This is a genomic window from Bacillus sp. AFS037270, from assembly GCF_002585305.1.
In genome coordinates, this window is record NZ_NUNF01000035.1 from 15,718 (window position 1) to 38,542 (window position 22,825).

General features: G+C 37.6%; 18 protein-coding genes. 1 reads left to right on the plus strand and 17 read right to left on the minus strand.

Features of this window, described 5'->3' with window-relative positions:
* Positions 1–240: 240 nt before the first annotated feature.
* The 14 genes from COD92_RS17890 to COD92_RS17955 form a co-directional block, all read right to left on the minus strand.
* The gene (locus COD92_RS17890) at positions 241–1,590 is read right to left on the minus strand and encodes a sugar porter family MFS transporter (protein ID WP_255286647.1); all 1,350 of its coding nucleotides are present in this window, start codon (positions 1,588–1,590) and stop codon (positions 241–243) included.
* A gap of 279 nt (positions 1,591–1,869) precedes the next feature.
* Positions 1,870–3,069, minus strand: a complete 1,200-nt coding sequence (locus tag COD92_RS17895; protein ID WP_098530360.1) for a Gfo/Idh/MocA family protein — start codon at positions 3,067–3,069, stop codon at positions 1,870–1,872.
* A 57-nt stretch (positions 3,070–3,126) separates the two neighbouring features.
* Positions 3,127–4,068: a sugar phosphate isomerase/epimerase family protein gene (locus tag COD92_RS17900; protein WP_098530361.1), complete on the minus strand. Its 942-nt coding sequence runs from the start codon at positions 4,066–4,068 to the stop codon at positions 3,127–3,129.
* Positions 4,069–4,386: 318 nt separating this feature from the next.
* Positions 4,387–5,295 (minus strand): AraC family transcriptional regulator, encoded by a 909-nt coding sequence (locus COD92_RS17905; protein ID WP_098530362.1) that lies wholly within the window; start codon positions 5,293–5,295, stop codon positions 4,387–4,389.
* 235 nt (positions 5,296–5,530) lie between these two features.
* A complete protein-coding gene (gene iolE, locus COD92_RS17910; RefSeq protein ID WP_098530363.1) occupies positions 5,531–6,427 on the minus strand; it encodes a myo-inosose-2 dehydratase in 897 nt (298 codons plus the stop codon).
* A gap of 154 nt (positions 6,428–6,581) precedes the next feature.
* Positions 6,582–7,601 carry an inositol 2-dehydrogenase gene (gene iolG, locus COD92_RS17915; RefSeq protein ID WP_098530364.1) on the minus strand — a complete coding sequence of 340 codons (1,020 nt, stop codon included), beginning with the start codon at positions 7,599–7,601 and terminating at the stop codon, positions 6,582–6,584.
* 82 nt (positions 7,602–7,683) lie between these two features.
* Complete coding sequence (locus tag COD92_RS17920) at positions 7,684–8,691, minus strand: LacI family DNA-binding transcriptional regulator (protein WP_098530365.1); 1,008 nt, start codon at positions 8,689–8,691, stop codon at positions 7,684–7,686.
* Positions 8,692–8,848: 157 nt separating this feature from the next.
* On the minus strand, positions 8,849–9,844 hold the full coding sequence (locus COD92_RS17925; RefSeq protein WP_218011280.1) for a sugar ABC transporter substrate-binding protein: 996 nt from the start codon (positions 9,842–9,844) through the stop codon (positions 8,849–8,851).
* A 96-nt stretch (positions 9,845–9,940) separates the two neighbouring features.
* Complete coding sequence (locus COD92_RS17930) at positions 9,941–10,957, minus strand: ABC transporter permease (RefSeq protein WP_098530367.1); 1,017 nt, start codon at positions 10,955–10,957, stop codon at positions 9,941–9,943.
* Between the two features lie 4 nt (positions 10,958–10,961).
* A complete protein-coding gene (locus COD92_RS17935; protein WP_098530368.1) occupies positions 10,962–12,458 on the minus strand; it encodes a sugar ABC transporter ATP-binding protein in 1,497 nt (498 codons plus the stop codon).
* 301 nt (positions 12,459–12,759) lie between these two features.
* Positions 12,760–13,587: a sugar phosphate isomerase/epimerase family protein gene (locus tag COD92_RS17940; RefSeq protein ID WP_098530369.1), complete on the minus strand. Its 828-nt coding sequence runs from the start codon at positions 13,585–13,587 to the stop codon at positions 12,760–12,762.
* 160 nt (positions 13,588–13,747) lie between these two features.
* Positions 13,748–15,196: a sugar porter family MFS transporter gene (locus COD92_RS17945; RefSeq protein WP_098530370.1), complete on the minus strand. Its 1,449-nt coding sequence runs from the start codon at positions 15,194–15,196 to the stop codon at positions 13,748–13,750.
* A gap of 210 nt (positions 15,197–15,406) precedes the next feature.
* Positions 15,407–16,432, minus strand: coding sequence for a LacI family DNA-binding transcriptional regulator (locus COD92_RS17950; protein WP_098530371.1), 1,026 nt, complete (start codon positions 16,430–16,432; stop codon positions 15,407–15,409).
* Between the two features lie 76 nt (positions 16,433–16,508).
* On the minus strand, positions 16,509–17,531 hold the full coding sequence (locus COD92_RS17955) for a Gfo/Idh/MocA family oxidoreductase (RefSeq protein ID WP_098530412.1): 1,023 nt from the start codon (positions 17,529–17,531) through the stop codon (positions 16,509–16,511).
* A 508-nt stretch (positions 17,532–18,039) separates the two neighbouring features.
* Between COD92_RS17955 and COD92_RS17960 the strand changes: the two genes are divergently transcribed.
* Entirely contained in the window at positions 18,040–18,876 is an 837-nt protein-coding gene (locus COD92_RS17960) for a helix-turn-helix transcriptional regulator (RefSeq protein ID WP_098530372.1), read from the plus strand.
* 82 nt (positions 18,877–18,958) lie between these two features.
* Here the strand turns inward: COD92_RS17960 and COD92_RS17965 are convergent, their stop codons facing one another.
* The 3 genes from COD92_RS17965 to COD92_RS17975 form a co-directional block, all read right to left on the minus strand.
* The gene (locus COD92_RS17965) at positions 18,959–20,377 is read right to left on the minus strand and encodes a sugar porter family MFS transporter (protein WP_098530373.1); all 1,419 of its coding nucleotides are present in this window, start codon (positions 20,375–20,377) and stop codon (positions 18,959–18,961) included.
* 247 nt (positions 20,378–20,624) lie between these two features.
* On the minus strand, positions 20,625–21,506 hold the full coding sequence (locus COD92_RS17970) for a sugar phosphate isomerase/epimerase family protein (protein WP_098530374.1): 882 nt from the start codon (positions 21,504–21,506) through the stop codon (positions 20,625–20,627).
* A 13-nt stretch (positions 21,507–21,519) separates the two neighbouring features.
* Positions 21,520–22,668 carry a Gfo/Idh/MocA family protein gene (locus tag COD92_RS17975; protein WP_098530375.1) on the minus strand — a complete coding sequence of 383 codons (1,149 nt, stop codon included), beginning with the start codon at positions 22,666–22,668 and terminating at the stop codon, positions 21,520–21,522.
* Between the last annotated feature and the right edge of the window lie 157 nt (positions 22,669–22,825).

Consider the following 22,825-nt stretch of genomic DNA (forward strand, 5'->3'; position numbering starts at 1 on the left):
ATAGATTTCCGAAAATGTTTTGTTGTTATGTATAAAAAAATAAGACTAAATCTTACAAAGTATAAGAAAAGGTTATTTTGACTTTAATCTACCAAAGAATGATTATATTTTTATTAGAAATAAACTAAAGGTTGATTATTTTTATATGAACTTAGTGTTAATTCTTAAAGAAACCTATACAAAAAAAACGCGGAGCGGTCCTCTAGACCATCTCCGCGGTTCAGTTATTCATTTAATTTTCTATGCTCTCATTTTAAAGTTATCCTCTATTTGTTCTAAGGATAACCCTCTTGTCTCTGGCAAGTTTTTCGCTACAAACACTACCCCAATGAACCCAAACACCGCAAATAAGAAAAATGTTCCTGAAAGTCCGACAACCTTTAAAAGTGTAGGGAAGAATAGACCTACCATAAAATTACAAAGCCATAAGAACAATGTAGCAATCCCCATACCAGCTCCACGTAAACGAACAGGGAAAATTTCAGCAATAATGAGCCACCCTAAAGGACCAATTGCTCCTTGGAAGAAGGCTAAATATAGGACTGTCAGAGATAAAACTACCAATGGCAAGGCCGGTGAACCAGCAAGCGCGAAAGTAGAAATACCGATCGTAATAAGAACAACTGTTACACCGGTTAAACCTGTAAGCAGCATTGTCCGTCTGTTGACTTTGTTCGTAAGGGACATACCAACTATAACAGCAATAACGGCGATTAACCCATTTGCTACATTTGCAATCAAAGCTGTTTTTGTTCCAAAACCAGCATTTTCTAGAATTTGTGTTCCATAATACATAATAGAGTTTATACCAACTAACTGGGATACTCCCCCAATGATAGCCCCTAGTAAGATAATACGCTTGATCCAAGGTACCCTTAAATCCTGTAGCGTCACTTTTTCTATTTTTTGCTCTGCTTGAATATGTGCTTTTATTTCATTTAATTCTTGTTGTGCTACTCCCTCATTACGAATCATTTGAAGCACTTTTAGTGCTTCAGCCATTTTTCCTTTTGATGCCAACCATCGAGGACTTTCTGGTAAAATAACCACGCCAATCCATAAAGCCACAGCTGGTAATGTTGCAACTACTAACATATAACGCCAAGCATGTCCTGTATCACCAAAGACATTTCCGATGACTGCATTACATATATAAGCTAGAAACTGCCCAGTTACAATCATCAATTCATTTCGAGTAACCATCATGCCCCGCCGATCCGATGGAGACATTTCCGCAAGATAGGATGGTATTATGACTGAAGAACCACCGACAGCAAGCCCCAGCAAAAAGCGGAAAATAATCATGATGGATGCATTGGGTGAAATAACGCAGCCTAGAGTTGAAAATAAAAATAAAATAGCTAGATACATGATTAGGCTTCTGCGCCCTTTTTTATCTGATAATCGGCCTCCCACTAATGAACCAATAGCAGCACCTAAGATTAATGAACTCGCTACTAACCCTTCTGTAAATGCATTAAGATTTAATTGGTCAGGTTTAGCCATAAATGGAAGTGCTCCATTAATTACTCCTGTATCATAACCAAATAGTAGCCCCCCAAATGTTGATACAGTAGTAATTAATTTCAAGAACTTTTTTGGATTCTTTTTCTGGACATGTTCGAGTTGAACTGGATTCTCCGAAACGTTGAGATTTTGCAAGGTACATTTCCCCTTTGTCTAATTGTTTAATAACAATTTCTTCTGCAAATTCCTTGATTAAGTCAGATTGAAATCATAGACTCCCATTAAGATCCTTGCTAACGGATTGATTTAAAACGCTTTCATTTTGCTTATGAGATAAAAAAATCTTTAATCTAACCGGGGAACAATCTATGGTAATTGCCCCCCGGCCTTTATAAAATTTTTTTACACTAGCTGTGGTTTTTTGCTCTCATATTCTACCCAAACGGATCCGTTGTCTGCAGAACGAACACAGTTTTCAATCCAGCGGATTCCTTCAATTCCAGCATTAATATCAGGGTATACCAGATTTTTCAATGTTTCCTCATCACCGCGATTTTTGGCATCAATGGCAATAGCAAATTTCAGATAAATATTAGCCCAAGATTCGGTTAACCCTTCTTGATGCAATGCTCCCAAACGCTCATCCGCATTACAGGTTTCATCTAAATAAGGCATTGCACGAATTAACGTTTGGATAGGTTCTCCCTGCACTTCGTATCTTAGTTCATTTGGTTTGCTATCCCACCATTCTAGGCTTGCTTTCGATCCGACAATGCGAATTCTATGGCCGTCCATACACCCTGCATTGATCGAAGATGTCCATAGTCTGCCTACTGCTCCGTTTTCATATTGCATCAAAACAAAAGCATTATCCTCTAAAGGAGCACGGCTTCCAACAAAACTCTGCCGATCACATAATAATTTTTTAATTTTCATCTGCGGCATAATCAACTCGGACATATAATAAGTGTGTGTGGAGAGATCTCCCAAAACAAAGCTTGGGCCTGCAACCTTAGGATCTACACGCCACTTTTGGGCAGCATTTGTTTTATCACCTTGTTCGGTTGCACTAAAACCATGTGTGTACTGTAAATCAACCACACGAATATCACCGATCTTGCCTTGTTCAATCATGGCCCGCATTTGAAGCAGCAATTGATTTCCAGAGAAACCATAAGTAACTCCCACAATTTTCCCTAGTTTCTCTGCTAGGGCTTTTATCTCCTCACCCTCTGCGACAGTAAAGAACAAAGGTTTTTCACAAATAACATGCAATCCAGCTTCCAATGCTGCTTTCGTAATTTCATAATGGGTTCCGTTAGGAGTGGCAATGGATACAACCTCGATACCATCTACCCGTTTAGCTTCTTCTGCAAACATTGTTTTATAATCAGGATAGCAGCGATTCTCATCGACACCAAGATTAACACCAAAGTCTTTTCCTCTTTCAGCATCAATATCAAATGCACCTGCTACTAATTGGTATGCAGTATTATCTCTTAGTGCACCAATGCGGTGTTTATAACCTACCTGTCCAGTTCTCCCGCCTCCGATCATAGCCCAGCGTAGTGGTCTTGCAATTCTTTTCTCTCCATTTAACATTGTAAAAACTCCTCTCAATTGTATAATTTTAAATATTTTTCAGAAATTTCTGCGAAATTAAAGGCTAAGTGTTTGTTTTAAAGCATCTATCGACGTTTTGATTCCTGCTTCAACAGACATGGTCAAGTCTTCCATTTCTAGGGAAACTTCACCGTTATATCCCATCATCCGAACAACAGAGAAGAATTCTTTCCACCATTGCAAATCTTGGCCGCAGCCGACAGCCACATAATTCCAGGCTCTATTTGCTGTATCCGTAACTTCTTTTGTTTCCAATACACCATTCACAGCTGATAAATGTCTTTCAATTCTTACATCTTTACCATGAACATGGTGAATCGCTGCTCCTAGTTCTCTGGCTGATAAAATCGGATCGGCCCCCATCCAGATTAAATGGCTTGGGTCTAAATTCAATCCAACCATAGGGCCAACTGCATTTCGTAATCTAAATAACGTTTCCGGATTATACACTAACATTGAACTGAAATTTTCAAGGGCAATTTTTTCAACACCGCAGGCTTCAGCCTTTTTCACTAACTCTTTCCAATAGGGAATGGCTACTTCATTCCATTGATAATCTAAAATATCTTTTAAAACTGGTGGCCAACTAACTGTATAGGTAATCCAGTTAGGGATTTTATCCTCTGGGCTTCCAGCTGGCAGACCGCTCATCATAATAACCTTCTTGACACCAAGTAGACCAGCTAGTTCCATTGTTTTTTCTGTTACTTCTCTATGCTCTTTTCCAAGTTCACCTGGATCTAAAGGATTTCCGGAACAATTCAGTGCGCAAAGTTTAATATTCCGTTTTTCTAGTTCGCCTAGAAACTCACTTCTTTTTGCTTCGTTTTCCAGCAATTCATTTAAACGCAAATGTGGAGCCGGTGACCAGCCTCCTGTTGTCATCTCAATGGTGTCAATGCCCATTTCAGCCACCGTATCAAGCATTTTTTCAAACGGCAAGTGGCCTAAGCTATCTGTTACATATGATAATTTCATAGAATTCTTTCCTCCTTGTTTTGATCGCTGTGTATTCTGAATCCTTTATTGCATAAAGTGTTTAGTTTTTACATTTAAGGACATCTTGCAAATAAATTCTTTTTGAGGAATTCGCTTTCATTTTCCCATGTCTGTATTTTCCAATGAATCACCTTCTATGATATTGTCATAACCTTGTTTACATAGCTAATTATATAAAAGGAATTCAGAATAGTAATTAAATTATAGAGACATGTTTTTATACTTTAAGGACATCTTTCTTTAAATGAATAAATTTTTAATCGTAAAAAAACACCCCCAATATAAATAGTGGGGGTGTCAGCTATGCGAATAGGTAGTTGTATTTTGGTCTACAAACAGAGATCGAAACTTTCCTGGTGATATTTGCATCATGGAAGTGAAAACACGGGTAAAATATTGAACATTCATGAATCCTGTTTCCTCAGCAATTTCTTTTAACGATAAATTTGATTTTTTGAGTAACATCATGGCTTTGTTTATTCGTTCGTCTTGAACGTACTTTGAAAAACTTACTCCTAATTCAGATACAAAAATACGAGACAAATGTCTTCCGGATATGTGTAAATGTTTGGCTACTTCCGTAAGCTTCAATGAATTTGATAGATTGTCATGAATATATAACTGCGCCTGTGTAAGGAGGACGGAATGCTGTTCGGGATCGTGTTTATGATTACTCTTATTCAAAGCTGGAACAAAATCCTGCAATATGGAGAGAATAAGAGAATTAGCAATATTGGAGAGCATTTCTTCAAAAAACTCATTTTGGCGCTTTGTTGCCTGGATAAGCAGTGATTTCCATAATAAAGCTGTTTCCATTTCATCTTTATCATGTAAAATGACTTGGGTACATTGTTTGGCAGCCTCCATGATTTTGATCCAGTTTTCACTCGATTCCGATTCAATTAGGTCAAAGGCCACATATAATAAAGACAAACCCTTCTCACTTTTTATTTGGTGTAAAATTTCTGGTCTCGATAAAAAAAGCGTATTCTCTTGAAGTGTAAAGGTACTTTGGTCGTCTAAGTAGGTTCCTTCCCCTTCGACTACATAACACACTTCGAAAAAGGAATGTTTATGTAATTGATTGTCATAATGTTTCGGCATGACTCCCCAATAATGAACTTGAAAAGAGGCATTATTTTGGTTTAAACGATGGACATAATCATTCAAGGAAGTTTTTCCGGATAGATATTTATTTAAATCCAATATAAACACCCCTTCTCAAAGTAGACGTAAACACTTTATATGATATTTTAATTAAAACTGGATAGCCTTTTAGACTATCCAACTTATCTTTATTATTAAATTTTTATAGTCTATGGATCTCTCTTTATTATTCCGTCTTGTCATATACACTTGTTTTATAGTTTAAATCCATTCTAGACGCCAGCATTACTTTTTTCAACAGATTGTTAGACAAACAAACTCTTTTCTGTGTAATTTACAACCCCGCTGTTTCCCTGATGTACTTCCTTGCTTTCACTGCATATTCAAATGGATTGGCAATTGCCGGATCCTGTTCGGCCTCGACGACAAACCAACCTTTATAGCCTGCCTCACTTAGCACCTCAAATACGGGTTTGAAATCAATGACGCCGTCTCCTGGTACGGTGAAAGCTCCTGCTTTTACAGCCTGCAAAAAGCTCATTTTTTCACTATGTACTCTTTCAACAATTTCCATACGGATATCTTTTAAGTGAACGTGATGAATTCGATTAACGTATTTTTTTAACACTGCCAGGTGATCTTCTCCTGAGAATACAAGATGTCCTGTATCATAAAGAAGGGATACTTTTTCAGGGTCGGTTCCTTCCATTAAGCGGTCGATTTCTAATGCAGTTTGCACGCCTGTACCCATATGGTGGTGGTAGACAATTTTCATGCCCTTTTCAGCCGCCAGGTCGCCAAGGCGAGACAACCCTTCCAATAAGAGCTTCCATTCTTCTTCCGTATTTTTAGGCTTATTTGCAAATAGCGGTATTTCCATTTGGCCTTGGATGCTGTTGCCTTGTTCTGAGACAACAATTACTTTTGCACCCATTTCATGAAGAAAATCACGGTGTACTATAAAAGTTCTTTCCGTTACTTCTAATGGCTTTGAGGTTAAAAAGGAACTAAACCAAGCACTTGCAATCTCTAATCCTCTTAAAGATAGGGCCTTTTTTAAAACCTCAGTGTCTCGCGGGTACTTGTTTCCCACTTCACTTCCCGAAAAACCAGAAAGAGCCATTTCGCTTATGCATTGTTCAAAGGTAACTTCGCTGCCGAGTTCAGGCATATCATCATTCGTCCAACCAATTGGGGCAATGGCCAATTTTACTTGATTTGTGTTAAACATTGTCTTATCCTCCTGCATTCATTCTCCTGTGTTTTCCCATTATGACCTATTCGTCTCATTGGCTTGTAAGTTAATAAAAAACCTCCTAACTGCATCAGACCAAACGGATTTTTTCTACTATTAGGAGGTTCATAGTATCAATTCTTTATTTTTATTAAATTACTGAAGCGGTAATATTTAATTGAACAGGGATACCCTTTTCAAGCGATTCTTTTGCTGCTTTCGCGATTTTTTGCGCTTGTAAGCCATCAAAGCCTGTGCAGGCAATTTCTTTCTTTTCAAGAATAGAGCGAGTAAATTCTACTACTTCATCAATATATGCTTGGTTGTAACGCTCAAGGAAAAAGTAAAGCGGCTTATCTAACGTAACAGCCTCAGCGCTTGATACTTCAACAGTAGTAGGACGATTGTTATCAGCTTGTGCTGCTCCTTTTTCACCGAAAACTTCAAGACGCTGATCATATCCGTACACTGCCTGACGGCTATTATCAATTACTCCCAGTGCACCATTGGCAAATTTCAATGTTACGATAGCGGTATCAATATCGCCAGCTTCACCAATTGCCGGATCCACCAGCACTGCTCCGGCAGCAGAAACCTCGACAACTTCACTGCCCATTACATAGCGTGCCATATCAAAATCGTGGATCATCATATCCATAAACAATCCGCCGGAAGCTTTCACATAGTCAACCCCTGGAGGCTCTGGATCACGCGAAGTAATTCGTAAAATATGCGGCTGACCAATTTGCCCATCTTTTACAAGTGTTTGAATTCTTCGAAAATTCGGATCATAACGGCGGTTAAAACCAATTTGCAGCCTTACCCCCGCTTTTTCAACCACAGCTAATGCTTCTTCTGTTTCTTCTACGGAAAAACTTACTGGTTTTTCACAAAAGATATCTTTACCGGCAAGTGCTGCTTCTTTAATGATTGTTGCGTGAGTATTGGTTGGCGAACAAATGAAAACGGCTTGAATCTCCGGATCATTTAACAACTCGTGATAATCAGATGTTAAAACCTCAATTTGTTTTTCTTTTGCCCATGATTCAAGGTGATCTATAAAAACATCTGAAACACTTTTAATACGAATTTGTGGTATCTTTCTTAAATTATCTACATGTAATTTTCCAATTCGGCCTGCGCCAATTATTCCTACTGTTAATGATGTCATTGTGATTCCTCCTATTTATTTAACATAATGGTTTTGGTTAAGCGCTTACCCCATCCGCACGCCGAAATGTCAATCAGCGTCATTAGAGATTATTTAAGTTTCTTACAGATTTACGTTCGACCAACCTAGGTGAAAGCATAATTCGCTGCTGCGGAATCCTTGGGTCTTTTATTAGCTTTAAAAGCTGATCCATCGCAAATTTTGCCAACTCCTGCTTTGGCTGGGCAATCGTCGTTAAGCCAGGCTCCGTTAATTCCGCGTAAATCGTATCATCAAAGCCTACTATTGATATTTCATTTGGTATGCGAATATGTGCTTTTCGGGCTTCCTTTATGAAAATTGCCGCAATTAAATCGGTTGAAGCAAACACTGCTGTCGGCCTATTCTCCATTTGCAATATCTTCCTTGCTGCAGCTTTTGCATCGTCTAATTTAGACATGGCATTCAAAGTCCATTCATCCTTTAAGGCAACCCCTTTATCAGTGAGGGATTTTTTAAAGCCTTCAAGACGCATTCTGCCGCTGGCCCGGTTTTGCTCTGCGATTATAGCAACTTCTCTATGCCCCATATCAAGGAGGTACCTTCCTGCCATATATCCCCCTCGTACATCATCCGTTGTTACGATATGTGATGAAAAACGGAGGCTGTCAACAGAAAACATTAAATGTGGTATAGCCCTTTTTTGAAGACTTTTATAAGCTTTCCAATCTTCAGGCTCTGTCGCAATAATAATCCCGTCAACCTGTTTTTTTTGTAGTAATTCTAAATAATCATGTTCGCGTTCAATCTGGTAATCTGTACTGCACAAAATAATGGAATAGCCCATTTCCCTGGCGTTGTTTTCCAACGCTCGGGCAACTTCGGCAAAAAAGGCATTTGAAATATCAGGAACAAGTACACCGATTGTAAAAGTTTTTTTACCTGTTAATGCCGTAGCAACACTGCTTGGCTGATATTCAAGCTCACCCATTATTTTCAGAACTTTATTTCGCGTTTCCTCACTAATACGGCCTGTATCGTTAATCACCTTGGAAACGGTTGCGATCGAGACTCCTGCCTTTTCAGCTACATCATAGATCGTAGGCTTCATTTTGCTCCAAACTCCCTTTCCAAAATCCTTATGTTGATATTATTTTACCACAAAGGATTAACAGGGGATGCGATGCTATGTTGGAATCTCTTTTATAAAACAAATTTCCTGTCTTATCTTTAAGCTTTCACAAACATTTTTGAAATCACATTAGCCATTAATTACCTACATATTGTTTAATCTTAGAAAGTGACTCATCCACATTTTCTTTAGTAATCACGTTAGCACCGGAATCAATCCGTTTGTCAACTGACTTTCCATGAATCGCTTTAACCGCTGCATCTACCGCCATATAACCAATCTTATACGGATCCTGGGCTACCTCAGCATCCAGCCCGCCTGCTTTGATTGAATTTAGTCCCTCTGATGTTCCATCGAACCCAACAACCATTACTTTGCTGTTTTTTGATTGAACAGCACGTAATGCACCTAATGCCATATCCTCACTTGTTACGAATACTGCTTTAATTTTTGGATTTGATTGAAGAATATTTTGCATTACATTCATCGCTTTCGCTCTGTCACTATCAGCAGGTTGAATCGTCACGACATTAATACCAGCTGCTTTCAGGGCTTTTTCTGCTCCATTGCTCCGGTCATCGTGGGTTTTATCACCTAAAGCTCCACGAATGATGGCTACCTTGTCTCCTTTATGAAGTTTATTGGCCATGTATTTTCCACCTTCTTGACCAGCCACTAAGTTTCCTGTTCCTACGAAACTAACTTTTTCGGAATAGTTTGCATCTGTATCTGCCAAAATGACAGGAATCTTATTTCTATTGGCCTGTTGAAGAACATTTAGTACGGTAGCGGGTTGACTCGGTGCGACTACCAAAGCATTCACATTATTGGTAATTTGATCTTGAATGAGTGTAACTTGTTTTTGTACATCCGTTTCAGCACTAGGCCCCATTACTTCTACAGTAACTCCATCTTTTTTACCCGCATCCATTGCACCACGCTGGACCAGCTTCCAATATTCACTATTTAAAGCTTTAAGAACAACAGAGACCTTTACTTCTTCATTTGAAGCAGACTTATTAGAACCAGAAGCAGTCTTGCTTGCCCCCGAAGAATTTGAATTGCTGCATCCCCCCATTACTAATCCGGCCCCTAATACACTCATCATTAAAATTCCGCTAAGTTTTTTCATCATTTCTGCCCCCTTAAAATTTAAGTTTAAGAAATCGCATTCTCTCGAGCATTATTCTTTGATGATATTTTATTCAATCAACTTTTTCACACAGAATTAGTTTTTCTTACTTTTGCGTTGACGAAGAACATCAACATACACTGCCGCAATGATAACCAATCCGATTACCGCAAGTTGAGCATCTGCGGAAACGTTAAGAAGGTTAAGGCCATTTTGAAGCACAGCAATGACTAACGCCCCGATTAATGTGCCGGAAACTGTACCTACTCCGCCGAAAAAGCTGGCGCCGCCAATAATAACAGCTGCAATGGCATTCGTTTCATAGTTTAGTCCTGCAAGTGGGAACGCCGAGTTAACTTGCCCTACCATTACTAATCCCGCAAGTCCCGCCATTAAACCACTAAGTGAATAAACAATCATCAGCACCCGGTCGACGTTTATTCCAGACAGACGGGCGGCTTCCTTATTGCCCCCGATTGCATAAATATAGCGGCCTGTCTTTGACCTTGTAAGGAAAATGTGAAACAGTACATAAACAGCAATGACAAGAAGAAAGCTCACCGGAATTGGACCAACAAATTGATTTCCGGCAAATTGAATGGCAGCCGGGAAACCAGCAATCGGTGCGGCAGCGGTTACTATAAGAGCAATTCCTCGTCCGATGAATTGTGTACCGAGCGTAGAGATAAACGGGTGCGGTAAATGCAGCTTCGTTAATAACACTCCGTTTACCCAGCCTAATAAAGTCCCTACACCAAGACAAACGATCATACCAATAAATGGGTTCATATGCAGGTTAACAGTAATAATCCCCATTAACATGATCGATACGGCAAGAATTGCACCAACTGACAAGTCAATCCCTGCTGTTAAGATGGCTAAAAGCATCCCAAGCCCCATTAACGCATTAATGGATGATTGACTGGCAATATTCATAAGGTTATTTACGGTTAAAAACTTATCTGATAGGCAGGTCAGGATGACAATCAAGATGACAAGAGCTAATAAAGGTCCCAGCTTACCAATTACTTTCTTTAAAGTGATCTTTTCTTTTGGATCCGTGTTCACTGAAAGATTCTTTTCTGATTCTGTCACTAATTGAACTTGACTCATTTTCTCATCCCCCTGTAGCCGCTTTCATTATTCGATCCTGCGAAGCCTCTTCAATCGGCAAATTTGCAGTTAATTTTCCTTCACTCATTACAAGCACTCGATCACACATCCCGAGAATTTCAGGAAGGTCCGAAGAAATCATCAATACAATGGAACCGTTTTCAACCAACTGATTCATCAAGCGATAAACCTCAACTTTTGCCCCTACGTCTATCCCTCTTGTCGGTTCATCAAAGATAAATACCTTCGCATGTGTGCATAACCACTTGGCAATAACAACCTTTTGCTGATTTCCGCCACTCAAGTTCCTGGAGTGAAGTTCAATGTTACCAGGACGAATTTTTAACTCTTTTACATACTTTTGTGCTTCCTTGCGCATTTCCTTTACATCCAGCAAACCTGTACTGCCCTTAAATTTGTCCATATTCGCTATAGCAATATTAAAGTCAAGCGTCATATCAAGCAGTAGACCTTCACTTTTGCGATCCTCTGTAATAAAAGCGATCCCTGCGTTTATGGCGTCGCGTGGAGATTTGATCTTCATTTCCTGACCGTCAATAAAGACTTTCCCACCTTTATGGTGATCAACACCGAAAATGGATCTGGCCAATTCTGTACGGCCCGCACCTACAAGTCCAGAGATTCCAACAATTTCTCCATAATGGACTGAAAAATTAACCGGTTCGGTCGTGCCTGCTACGATTAAATCTTCAACTCGAAAGCCTTCTTTTCCAAGGGTAAAGGACTGCTTTGGAAACTTTTCATCTAACGATCGTCCCACCATCAGTTCAATCCAGTAATCACTATCTGTTGTTTTAACTGGCAAAGTTTCAATTTTAAATCCATCTCGGAGAATAGTTATCCGATCACCAAGCTGTTTAATCTCCTCAAGTCGATGGGAAATAAAGATAATGGCGATGCCTTTTTTCTTAAGCTCTTCGACCACTTTATAGAGCTGTTCTACTTCCTGGGCGCTTAAACTGGAGGTAGGCTCATCCATAATAATTAATTTCGCATCTAACGTAATGGCTTTTGCAATTTCAACTAGCTGCTGTTGTCCAATACCAAGTGTTCCCAGTTGTTTATCTGCAAGTTTCGGGCTTTGGCCAAGCATTTCCAAGCAGCGCTCGGCTTCTTTGCGCATTGCTTTATGGTTAAGCAAGGACATTTTTCCACCGTGTTTTAATTCTCTGCCAAGAAAGATATTTTCATAGACTTTTAGTTCAGGAATGACATTTAGTTCTTGATAAATGGTAGCAATGCCTAGCTTCATGGAATCAACTGGGGTATTTAGTATAACCGAGTTCCCTTCCCAATAGATTTCTCCTGCGTCCTTTTGATGCACGCCTGTTAGAATCTTGATTAAAGTAGACTTTCCTGCACCGTTTTCCCCCAGCAGAACATGTACTTCACCCGGTTTTACGTCAAGATCGATTCCCTTTAATACATGGTTTTGAGCAAAACTTTTTTTAATTCCTTTAATTTCAAGGAGGCTAACCATATATGGTCTCCTTTCTGCAATTATCCATTTTGGCTTTAATTGGTTTCTAGTAAAGCGCTTACCCAAATAATAGAAGAACATTATGATTTTTAAATCAAGTAATCATTTGATTTAATTAGGGTAAGCGCTTTCCTTATGGTTATATTGTAACCTACTCCTATTGGAAATTTCAATTCCTTTTTTTCTAAATTAACAAAAAATTATTATGTTTTTGGTATATGGTGATAAAGTTAGTGTTATTTTGCTTAAAAATGGATATCTTTCCTTATTATATAGTAGTTATCTTATATTGATTTAATGTTTATATTTCTACTTTTAAGGTATCCCATGCCTTTAGTTTTTCTAATGAAGATTTATAGTAATCGGTCAGAACCTGAAGATAATCTGGTCCTTTAACAGCTGTAAAAGGATTTGGACCTTCTGCAGTCATCTCCATAATGATTGGCCCAGTATAATTAATTTCATGTAATGCTTCAACTTGGTTTTTTATATTGGAATGGCCATTTCCAACAGCTTGACGATTAGAATCAGCTACATGATAAACTCCCAACTTACTTCCTGCTTTTCTTAATGCATCAATAGGGTCTGCTTCCTCAATATTCATATGATAGGCATCTAAAAGAATAGCTAAACTCGGACTATTTACAGAATCAAGTAGTTTCAGAGCCTCTTGATTTGTAATAATTTGATGGTTTTCATAGCGATTTAACACTTCGAACACTACTTCAATTTTTAAAGCTTCGGCTTTCTTCATCACTATCCTAGAACTTTCTACTAGGAGCTCCCAATCCTTCTCGAGATCTCCACTTCCAGTTATTTTTCCCACATCGCCATGTAAACAAATTCGTTTTGCACCTAAATCGCTTGCCCAATCCAATAGATTTAAAAAGTAACCCACTGCCTCTAGTCTTATATCTTCATTTTCACTGGAGATATCCACATTATCAGGTGTAACCGATAAGACCTTTAACCCGTATATAGACAAGATATTTGCAAGCTCCTTCGGATCTTGCGTAAGATCTCCTTGAACTTCTACACCATCTACACCAATATCCTTAGCTAATTTACACTTTTCTTCAACAGAAATATCACCAAAAGTCCATAAACATAAACCATATTCTCTACTCATACTACTTCCTCCTAGTTACTAATTTTATTTAATATTTCTTTTATAGAATCTAGTACTCTACCATATTTCAAAATAAATGGAATTTTCAGTCTGTTATTTATATATTATTCTAGTACTTGAAAATACAAAACGCCTGGATATCCAAATTTATAAACGGTCTTTAACCTATTTTACTAACCTTACTCTGATTTACATCATATTTATCTCTAAAGTTATCCTCTATTTGTTCCAATGTAAGCCCTCTTGTCTCTGGTAAGTTTTTCGCAACAAATATTACCCCAATGAATCCAAACGCAGCAAATAAGAAAAATGTTCCTGACAGTCCGAGTGTACTTAAAAGAGTAGGGAAAAATAGTCCTACTAGAAAATTGCAAATCCATTGGGAGCATGTAGCAATCCCCATACTAAGACCACGTAGGCGAACAGGGGCAATTTCAGCTATTACGAGCCAGCCTAAAGGTCCAATAAACCCTTGAAAAAAAGCTAAGTATGTTACTGTCAATGTTAATACGATAAATGGTAAAATCGGTGAGCTAGTTAGCGCAATATTAGTAATCCCAATCGCTATTAGAACCAATGTAACACCAATAAAACCAATAAGCAGCATCGTCCGTCTATTCACTTTGTTAAGAAGATACATACCAACGATAACAGCAATAACGGCAATTAATCCATTTGCTACGTTTGCAATCAAAGCTGTCTTGGTTCCAAAACCAGCATTTTCCAGAATTTGAGTTCCATAATACATAATGGAATTTATCCCCACTAACTGAGCTACTGACCCAACTACAACCCCTATTCCTACCATATATCGAACCCAAGGTACCCTTAAATCTTTTAGTGATCCTTTTTCTACTTTTTGCGATTCTTGAATATGTGCTTTTATTTCATTTAATTCTTGTTGTGCAATACTCTCATTACGAATCATTTGCAGTACCTTTAATGCTTCAGCCATTTTTCCTTTTGAGGCTAACCATCGAGGACTTTCAGGTAAAACAGCTACTCCAAACCATAATGCCACTGCCGGTAAAGTTGCAACAACTAACATATAACGCCAAACATGTCCTGTATCTCCAAAGGCATTTCCAATAATGGCGTTAAAAACATATGCTAGAAATTGCCCAGTAACAATCATTAATTCATTTCGCGTAACCATCCTGCCCCGAAGTTCCGACGGAGACATTTCCGAAAGATAGGATGGTATGATTACCGAAGAACCTCCGACAGCAAGTCCTAGAATGAAGCGAAAAATAATCATTACTGTTGCATTTGGTGCAGTAACGCAGCCCATTGTTGCCAATAAAAATATAATAGCGAGATACAGTATTAGGCTTCTGCGCCCTTTTCGATCTGATAACTGTCCTCCCACTATTGAACCAAAAGCAGCTCCTAACGTTAGAGAACTTGCTACAAGCCCTTCTGTAAGAGGGGTAAGATTTAATTGTTCGGGCTTTGCCATAAATGGGAGTGAACCATTCATAACTCCTGTATCGTATCCGAATAATAGCCCCCCAAATGTTGATACAGTGGTAATTAATTTCAAAAACTTTTTTGGGTTCTTTTTAGTAAAATGATCCAATTGCGCACCCTTATTTGAAATATTCTCCATATAGAAATTCCCCTTATATTTATAAGTGATTAACTCTTGGGCAAAACAACTGTAAAATCTATTTAAGATCACAAAAATTCTAATAGTAAACTTCCATTGGTTTTCAAACTATATAGCGCTTACAAGTTTCTTTTAAGGCATCTCCCTTTTCTATCTAAAATGGAGTGAAATCCTGTTATGATGTGAAACTGACATCATTCCTGGAAGGTCTTATCTTTCATTCTTAGAAATTGGAGCCGTTGAATCACGAACAATTAAGAGCGGAGACATAACTACCCGTTGCATCACTTTATTAGATCGTTCTTTCTTATTGGTAATTTCATCAACAAGCAACTCTACTGCTTTAGCCCCCATTTCTTCTATAGGTTGAGCGATAGTCGTTAATGGAGGGTTACTAAGTTTTGCCAAAATACTATTATCAAATCCAACGATAGATAACTCATTAGGGATTTGTATCTTTAGAGTTCTTGCTGCACGGAAAACACCAAAAGCAAGTAACTCTGTCGAAACAAAAATGGCTGTAGGCCTGTTTTCTTGATTTTCCAATAAATTCAAGCACACTCGTCCACTTTCATCCAAATCTAAGGAACTATATAGGATGGTTAAATCCTCAGAAGATAGCCCAGAATCTATTAATCCTTCTTTAAATCCCTTTACCCTATTTTTTATGGAAGGAATATTGATATTTTCTACGATCATGGCTATTTTTCGATGGCCTAACTGTGCTAAATATGTACCAGCTTCATACCCACCCTGAAAATCGTCTACCATTACTATATGAATGGGTAAATTAGGAACATCACGCGAAAGCATGACAACTGGAATATCACCCTCTATTAATTGTTGAAAAGCGCGCCTATTTTTTAAACCAGTTGCAATAATCATTCCATCTACATATTTTTGTTTCAACATGGAAATATATTCATCTTCTTTGGTACTGTCATTATCAGTGCTGCATATAATGACATTAAACCCTTTTTTACGACCGTTGTCCTCAATTGCTCTTGTAACTTCAGCCATAAATGGATTAGAAATATCAGGAATCAACAAACCGATTGTTTTCATTGCCTTTTTAACGGAAGAAGCAATACTTGGCTGAAACTGTAATTCATCAATTACTTCCCAAATTCGTTTCCTAGTCTTTTCACTGATACTTCCCGTTCCGTTTAATACTTTTGATACAGTCGATATAGAAACATCTGCTTTTTTTGCAACATCATAAATGGTTGGCTTCAATGCTAATCTCCCTTTCCCCAATTTCTATTTTTCATTATAAACAAAGTTATTAGGAAAAAGGGCAATTTTTATCCGTTTAAACAGTCATTAAAACATCATTTTCTACTTTAACTGGCTTTTTCTCCTTATACGACTCTATACATGCAAGAGCGATTAACAATGCAGAACGAGCATCTTCTCCAGTAACAGAAGTCGGTTTATTGTTCTTTACTGCATCAACAAAATCTTTTAATTCATCTACATAAGCATCAAAAAGCAAGTCCTGATCGTAGCGCAAAGTATTATAACTCGCTCCCTCTTTTGTATACCTAGTCATACTTGATTCGCGAATGCTTCCCATCTGTAACATCCCTTCAGAACCAAAGACTTCCCCACGGACATCATACCCATACACTGCTTGGAAGCTTGCTTCTGCAACAGCAATAGCGCCATTATCAAATCGAATGCTTACAACAGCTGTATCGAGTAAACCTTTATCTTTATATTCTGGCGCTACCAAAGCATCTGCCATGACAAATACTTCAACTGGTTTAGCATTTGGATTTAAGTATAAAAGTGTATCAAAATCATGAATAAGTGTTTCCAAAAAAATAGTCCACTCAGGTTTATTTGGATTACCTAATGCTGGATCTCTTGTTAAAGAGCGTAATAATTGTGGTGTACCAATTTTTCCAGCAACAATTTCTTCATGCGCGCCTTTGAAACCTTTTGAAAAGCGACGGTTAAATCCAACTTGTAATGGCACTTTCATCTCCTTAACAACTTGAAGAACTTCATCAGCTTCTTCTAGTGTTATAGCCATTGGTTTTTCACAAAAAACAGCCTTTCCGTTTTTTGCAGCAGCAATAACATTACTTGCATGTGTTCGTGCTGGTGAAGCGATAATAACTGCATCTACATTAGGGTCCTGCATCATTTGAAGTGGATCAGTATACGTTTTTATATTTAATCCTAATTCATTTGCAATTTTTTCTGCTGCCCCGGGAAATGGATCGGCTACAGCATATAAAATAGCATCTGGTATTCGTTTTGCTATACTTTCTCCGTGAAAAGCCCCCATTCTGCCAGCACCCAATAACCCAACCTTTAATTGACTCATTTCAATCACACCTCATCATCCTAAGAAATAATTTAGGAAAGTTCTTTCCTAACTTATTTTCATTGTAATCACTTACATTAAAATCGTCAATCACTTTTATTTTATTTTTAAGAAAATTTTATAAATTTAAATTATGGTAGACACTTACTAAAAATATTAAAGAAAGGTTGGTAATTAGGTAATTCCTATGCAATACTGGTCTTCCATTTTTAAAATCCTGTTTCTTTAATTAAACCAAACTGGCTTTAAGGTGATTTTAAAGAAATATCCTTAAAAAAATAAACTAGGAAAGTTCTTTCCTTTATTTGCACTACTCTTCTTTCTTACCTTAGTTGTTATGTAATCAAAACTATTATTTATTGCTATCTTTAATTTTGTTTTATTATAATACAAATATAAATACTTTTAATGATATTGCTCATTTACTTAATAATATTGCTTTTAAATTAACACGGCTAAGTGTTTCAAGATTAAATATTGAATTCATTTCGAATTATAGGAGAAATATATGAAGATCATTGAAAAAGGTGTATTGCAAAAATCTGAAATTTTTTTTCATATTCCAAGTGAATTTGCCAAGAAGACACTTTACTGTTTGCATGATTCTGGACTATTTCACTGTGATGATAAATATATCGTGGAAAGAAAAAATTACAACAACTATCTCATTATGTTGATTAGGAAAGGATCCATGACCATTAGATATAGAGGTCAGGAATTTGAAGCTAGAAAGAACACTCTCGTATTTCTCAATTGCCATGAACCGCATACATACCTGGCAAATGAAAATGTCTTCTTTGAATGGTTTCATTTTTCAGGCATTGCTAGTCAACATTATTTTGATTTTCTTTTTGAGAAAAGTGGATGCATTTTTTCAATCGAGAATAATTTTGTCATTCCTGAATGCATGGATCAAATTCTTAATATGGCTGAAAAGGGGAATATCAATGAGCATTTTGTTTCGATGAACATTCATAAAATTATGTATGAATTGAATGAGATTTCAAATGAATCAACCGATATTCAAGAAAAAATTATTTTGCAGGCGATTGCATTTATTGAAAACCACTTTAATACGGATATCAATCTAAAGGAGCTGGCTCAATACGTCAATTTAACTCCCTTTCATTTTTCTCGTGTATTTAAAAAATATACTGGATACTCCCCATATGAATACGTACTTAACTATCGCATAAACCATGCGAAACAATTGCTTCAGAACACTAATCTTTCAATTAAGAAGATTTCTATTACATCAGGATTCAATAGTGATACCCACTTTATCACAACGTTTAAAAAGCATACGAACCTAACACCAAAACAGTTTAGAGAAATACAATTCTAGGAGCCTATCGGGACTGGACGCCCAATTTAAAAAATCACTTCAAATTTTGAAGTGATTTTTATCGTGAGCCGATATTGCTTTCCTATAAAGCCTTAAAATTATCTTCTATTTGTTCTAATGATAGCCCTCTTGTTTCAGGTAAGTATTTTGCTATAAAAATGACACCCAAAATACCAAATACAGCGAATATGAAAAATGTTCCTGATAGTCCAATTCCATTTAAAAGAACAGGAAAGAACATACCTACTAAAAAATTGCAAATCCATAAAAACAAAACTGCTATTCCCATACCCATACCACGTAAACGGGCAGGAAAAATTTCTGATAATGTAAGCCATGTCATAGGACCAATAGCTCCTTGAAAGAAAGCTAAATATAGTATTGTCATTGATAATACTACGTATGGCAACATTGGCGAACCAGCAAGCGTTAGAGTTGCAATCCCAATAAAAATAAGTGCAATGGTTACACCGATTAAACCTGTAAGAAACATAGTCCGTCTATTCACTTTGTGCATGATGGACATACCAAAAATAACTGCAATAACAGAAATTAATCCGTTTGCTACGTTTCCGATCAATGCTGTTTTTGTTCCAAAACCAGAATCTTGTAGAATTTGTGTTCCGTAGTACATGATAGAGTTTATACCTACTAATTGTGATATAGCTCCAATCCCCATACCAAGAATTACAATACGTCTAATCCAAGGTATCCCCAAATCTTTGAATGTCACTATTTTTACTTTTTTCTGTTCTAAGATATGTGCTTTAATTTCATCTAATTCTTTTTCAGCCACATTCTCGTTACGAATCTGTTTAAGTATTCTTAGTGCGTCCCCAACTCTTCCTTTGGAAGCTAACCATCGAGGACTTTCCGGTAAAATAATTACTCCAATCCAAAGCGCCACAGCTGGTAATGTAGCAACCACTAACATGTAACGCCATACATGCCCTGTATCTCCAAAAACATTTCCAATAACTGCATTAAATACGTACGCAAGAAACTGTCCAGTAACAATCATTAATTCATTTTGAGTTACTAACCTGCCACGGCGTTCTGAAGGTGACATTTCGGCAAGATAAGACGGAACTACTACTGAAGCGCCACCTACCGCTAGTCCTAATATAAAACGGAAAATAACCATTACACTTGTATTTGGTGCAATGACGCAGCCTAATGCAGAAAACAAAAATAAAATTGCAAGATACATTATGGCCTTCCGACGCCCCTTATTATCCGATAAACGCCCACCAAATAATGAACCGAAAGCAGCACCTAATACTAAAGAACTTGCTACTAGGCCCTCAGTGAAAGGAGTTAAGTTTAATTGATCGGGTTTAGACATAAATGGAAGGGCACCATTAATAACTCCTGTATCATAGCCAAATAATAGTCCCCCAAAGGTTGATACAATGGTGACTAACTTCAAAAATTTTTCTGGGTCCTTTTTCTTTGCATGTTCCAGTTGAACTGAATTATCCGTAACTCTGATACTTTCCATGTTAATATTCCCCTTTGCATTAGTTTACATGTTAGTCTGGTTACTTTATGTATTTTAGCAATATATAGATCCATCCGGTTCTCAGCTTGAGTAGTCCAATCACATTAAAACACCATTGTAATCGCTTACCATTTATGATAAAAAACATATAATTTAAGAGTATTATATTAGTATTGTCATGATCTGAAAATGGCATTACCATTATCATTTTAGAAGCATGAGAGCCTGTCAACCAGGCTCTCATGCTTCAGCTCATACCAATTGTTGTTAAGTATTTTCTGGTTCTTTTTGCTATAGGGAATGGTTTCTCAAAGGGGGCAGGGTACATATCCTGTTCAACGATTGCCCAACCAGTAAAGTCAATATCTTCTAATACTTGCACGAAAGCTTGCATATCGACAACACCAAGTTCCGGCTCACACATGATATCCTCACTCACCGCTTTTGCGAAGGACCAGCCCTGTACTTGCATTTTTTCTCTAACGCTTAGATCACAGCTTTTTATGTGAAGATAAGGAATACGAGCGTGATACTTCCGCATAAAAGTAACTGGATCCCCATCAGCGTATGCATGATGACCTGTGTCCAAACAGAGATTAATATCGGTGTCATTCAAGAGTCTTTCAATTTGCTCTTCCGTTTCAACATGGCTTTGGGCATGAGGATGAAAAACCACTTCCAAACCGTAATTTACTTTCGCATGGTCACGGATTTTTAAGATGTTGGTAATAAACTTATCCCAGTCTGCACCGTTTAAAACTCGCGGTCTTACCAATTCACCGGTAAAAAGATCGGTATAACAATCATCAATCAATACCACATATTTGGCACTCTCAAATTTCAGTTGAAGCTTGGCCATCTCATCCAGCAAAGCAATCAGTTCCTCTGTTTTACTATCGGATGTAAGATCTCCCACTAGGGTTGTTGCGGTTAATTCAAGATTTCTTTTTTCAAGTTCTTCTTTTAATCGATCATGTTCATTCGGAAGGTATCCCCAGGGTCCCAGTTCAATCCCTGCATATCCAGATTCAGCCATTTCATTCATACATCTTTCCCATGGTGTCTGTTTTTCATTTTCAGGAAACCATACTCCCCAAGAATCTGGTGCTGTTCCAATTTTGACGTTCATGTTCTCTCCTCCTTTAAATGACTGCTGCCACTTGCTTTTCTACTTCTACCCACTTTCTTTCTGCGGCAGATTCTAAAATAGCGCTTACTGTTCTATCAATTTTATAACCAAACTCAAAATCACACGCGTATGGCTTGCCTTCTGTAATGGCAGAAAGCAGTTCATGTGCCTCTAATACTTTCATATCATTGTACCCAATCGCAATCCCGGATGCAGGATAGAAGGCATTGTATCCTTTATGATCAGGACCGAGGAATACATTCCTGAAACCTCTATCAGCACTACTATCGGACGTGAAGTAGACATTCACTTCGTTCATTCTTTCTAGTGAATAGTAGACCGAACCCTCGGTTCCTTGAATTTCAAATGAAAGATAGTTTTTGCGCCCAGTTGCAACACGACTTGCCCCAATTGTGCCAATTGCTCCGTTTTCATATTCTGCAAGAATATTAATCAAGTCATCATTTTCTACATCTGCAAGTTCCGATGAACCGGCTTGTTTTGGTCTTTTTGGAATAACGATTTTCGATAAGGCATTTACACTTTTGATATCTCCTAGGATAAACTGAGAAACACTAAGCAGGTGTGAGCCAAGATCACCAAGGGCACCGCTGCCAGAATGTTTGTTGATGTGACGCCATGTAATCGGCAATGTTGGATCCAATAGTCCATCCTGGTCGTAAGTTCCTGAGAACCTCATGATTTTTCCTAGTTTACCAGAAGAAACAAGTTCCTTAATATAAGCGTTTGCAGGATTCATCACATTGTTGTAACCAACATAATTAACGACTCCCTTTTGCTTAGCAAGTTCGGCTAGTTCTAACGATTGCTCTGCTGTAAGAGTTAATGGTTTTTCACAGTAAACGTGTTTTCCGTTTTCTAAAGCTGCTTTTGCCACCTCATAGTGGAATGCATTTGGCGTAGCAATATCAACAACATCCACATTTTGATCCGTAACAACATCTTGCCAGCTTTCAACCCATCTTGAATATCCAAGTTTCTCGCACGCTATCTTAGCTGCCTCAATACTTACATCTGCTACCACTTCAAAAACCGGTTTTCCGGAGTCCGGTCCAAATAACATTAAAGCATTTAAAAATGAATTAGTGTGGGCCTTCCCCATCCATCCTGCACCAACAAGTCCTATTCTGATTTCCTTCATATGTTTCTCTCCCTCTCAAATTACTATTATTTATTGCTTTCTACATTTTTAATTTTATTACAATAAATACACAATTACATTAAGTGATATTGCTCATTTACTTAAACATCTTGCTCTATGTAAGAGTATTCAAAACTTTGAAATGTTTTGAAAGAGA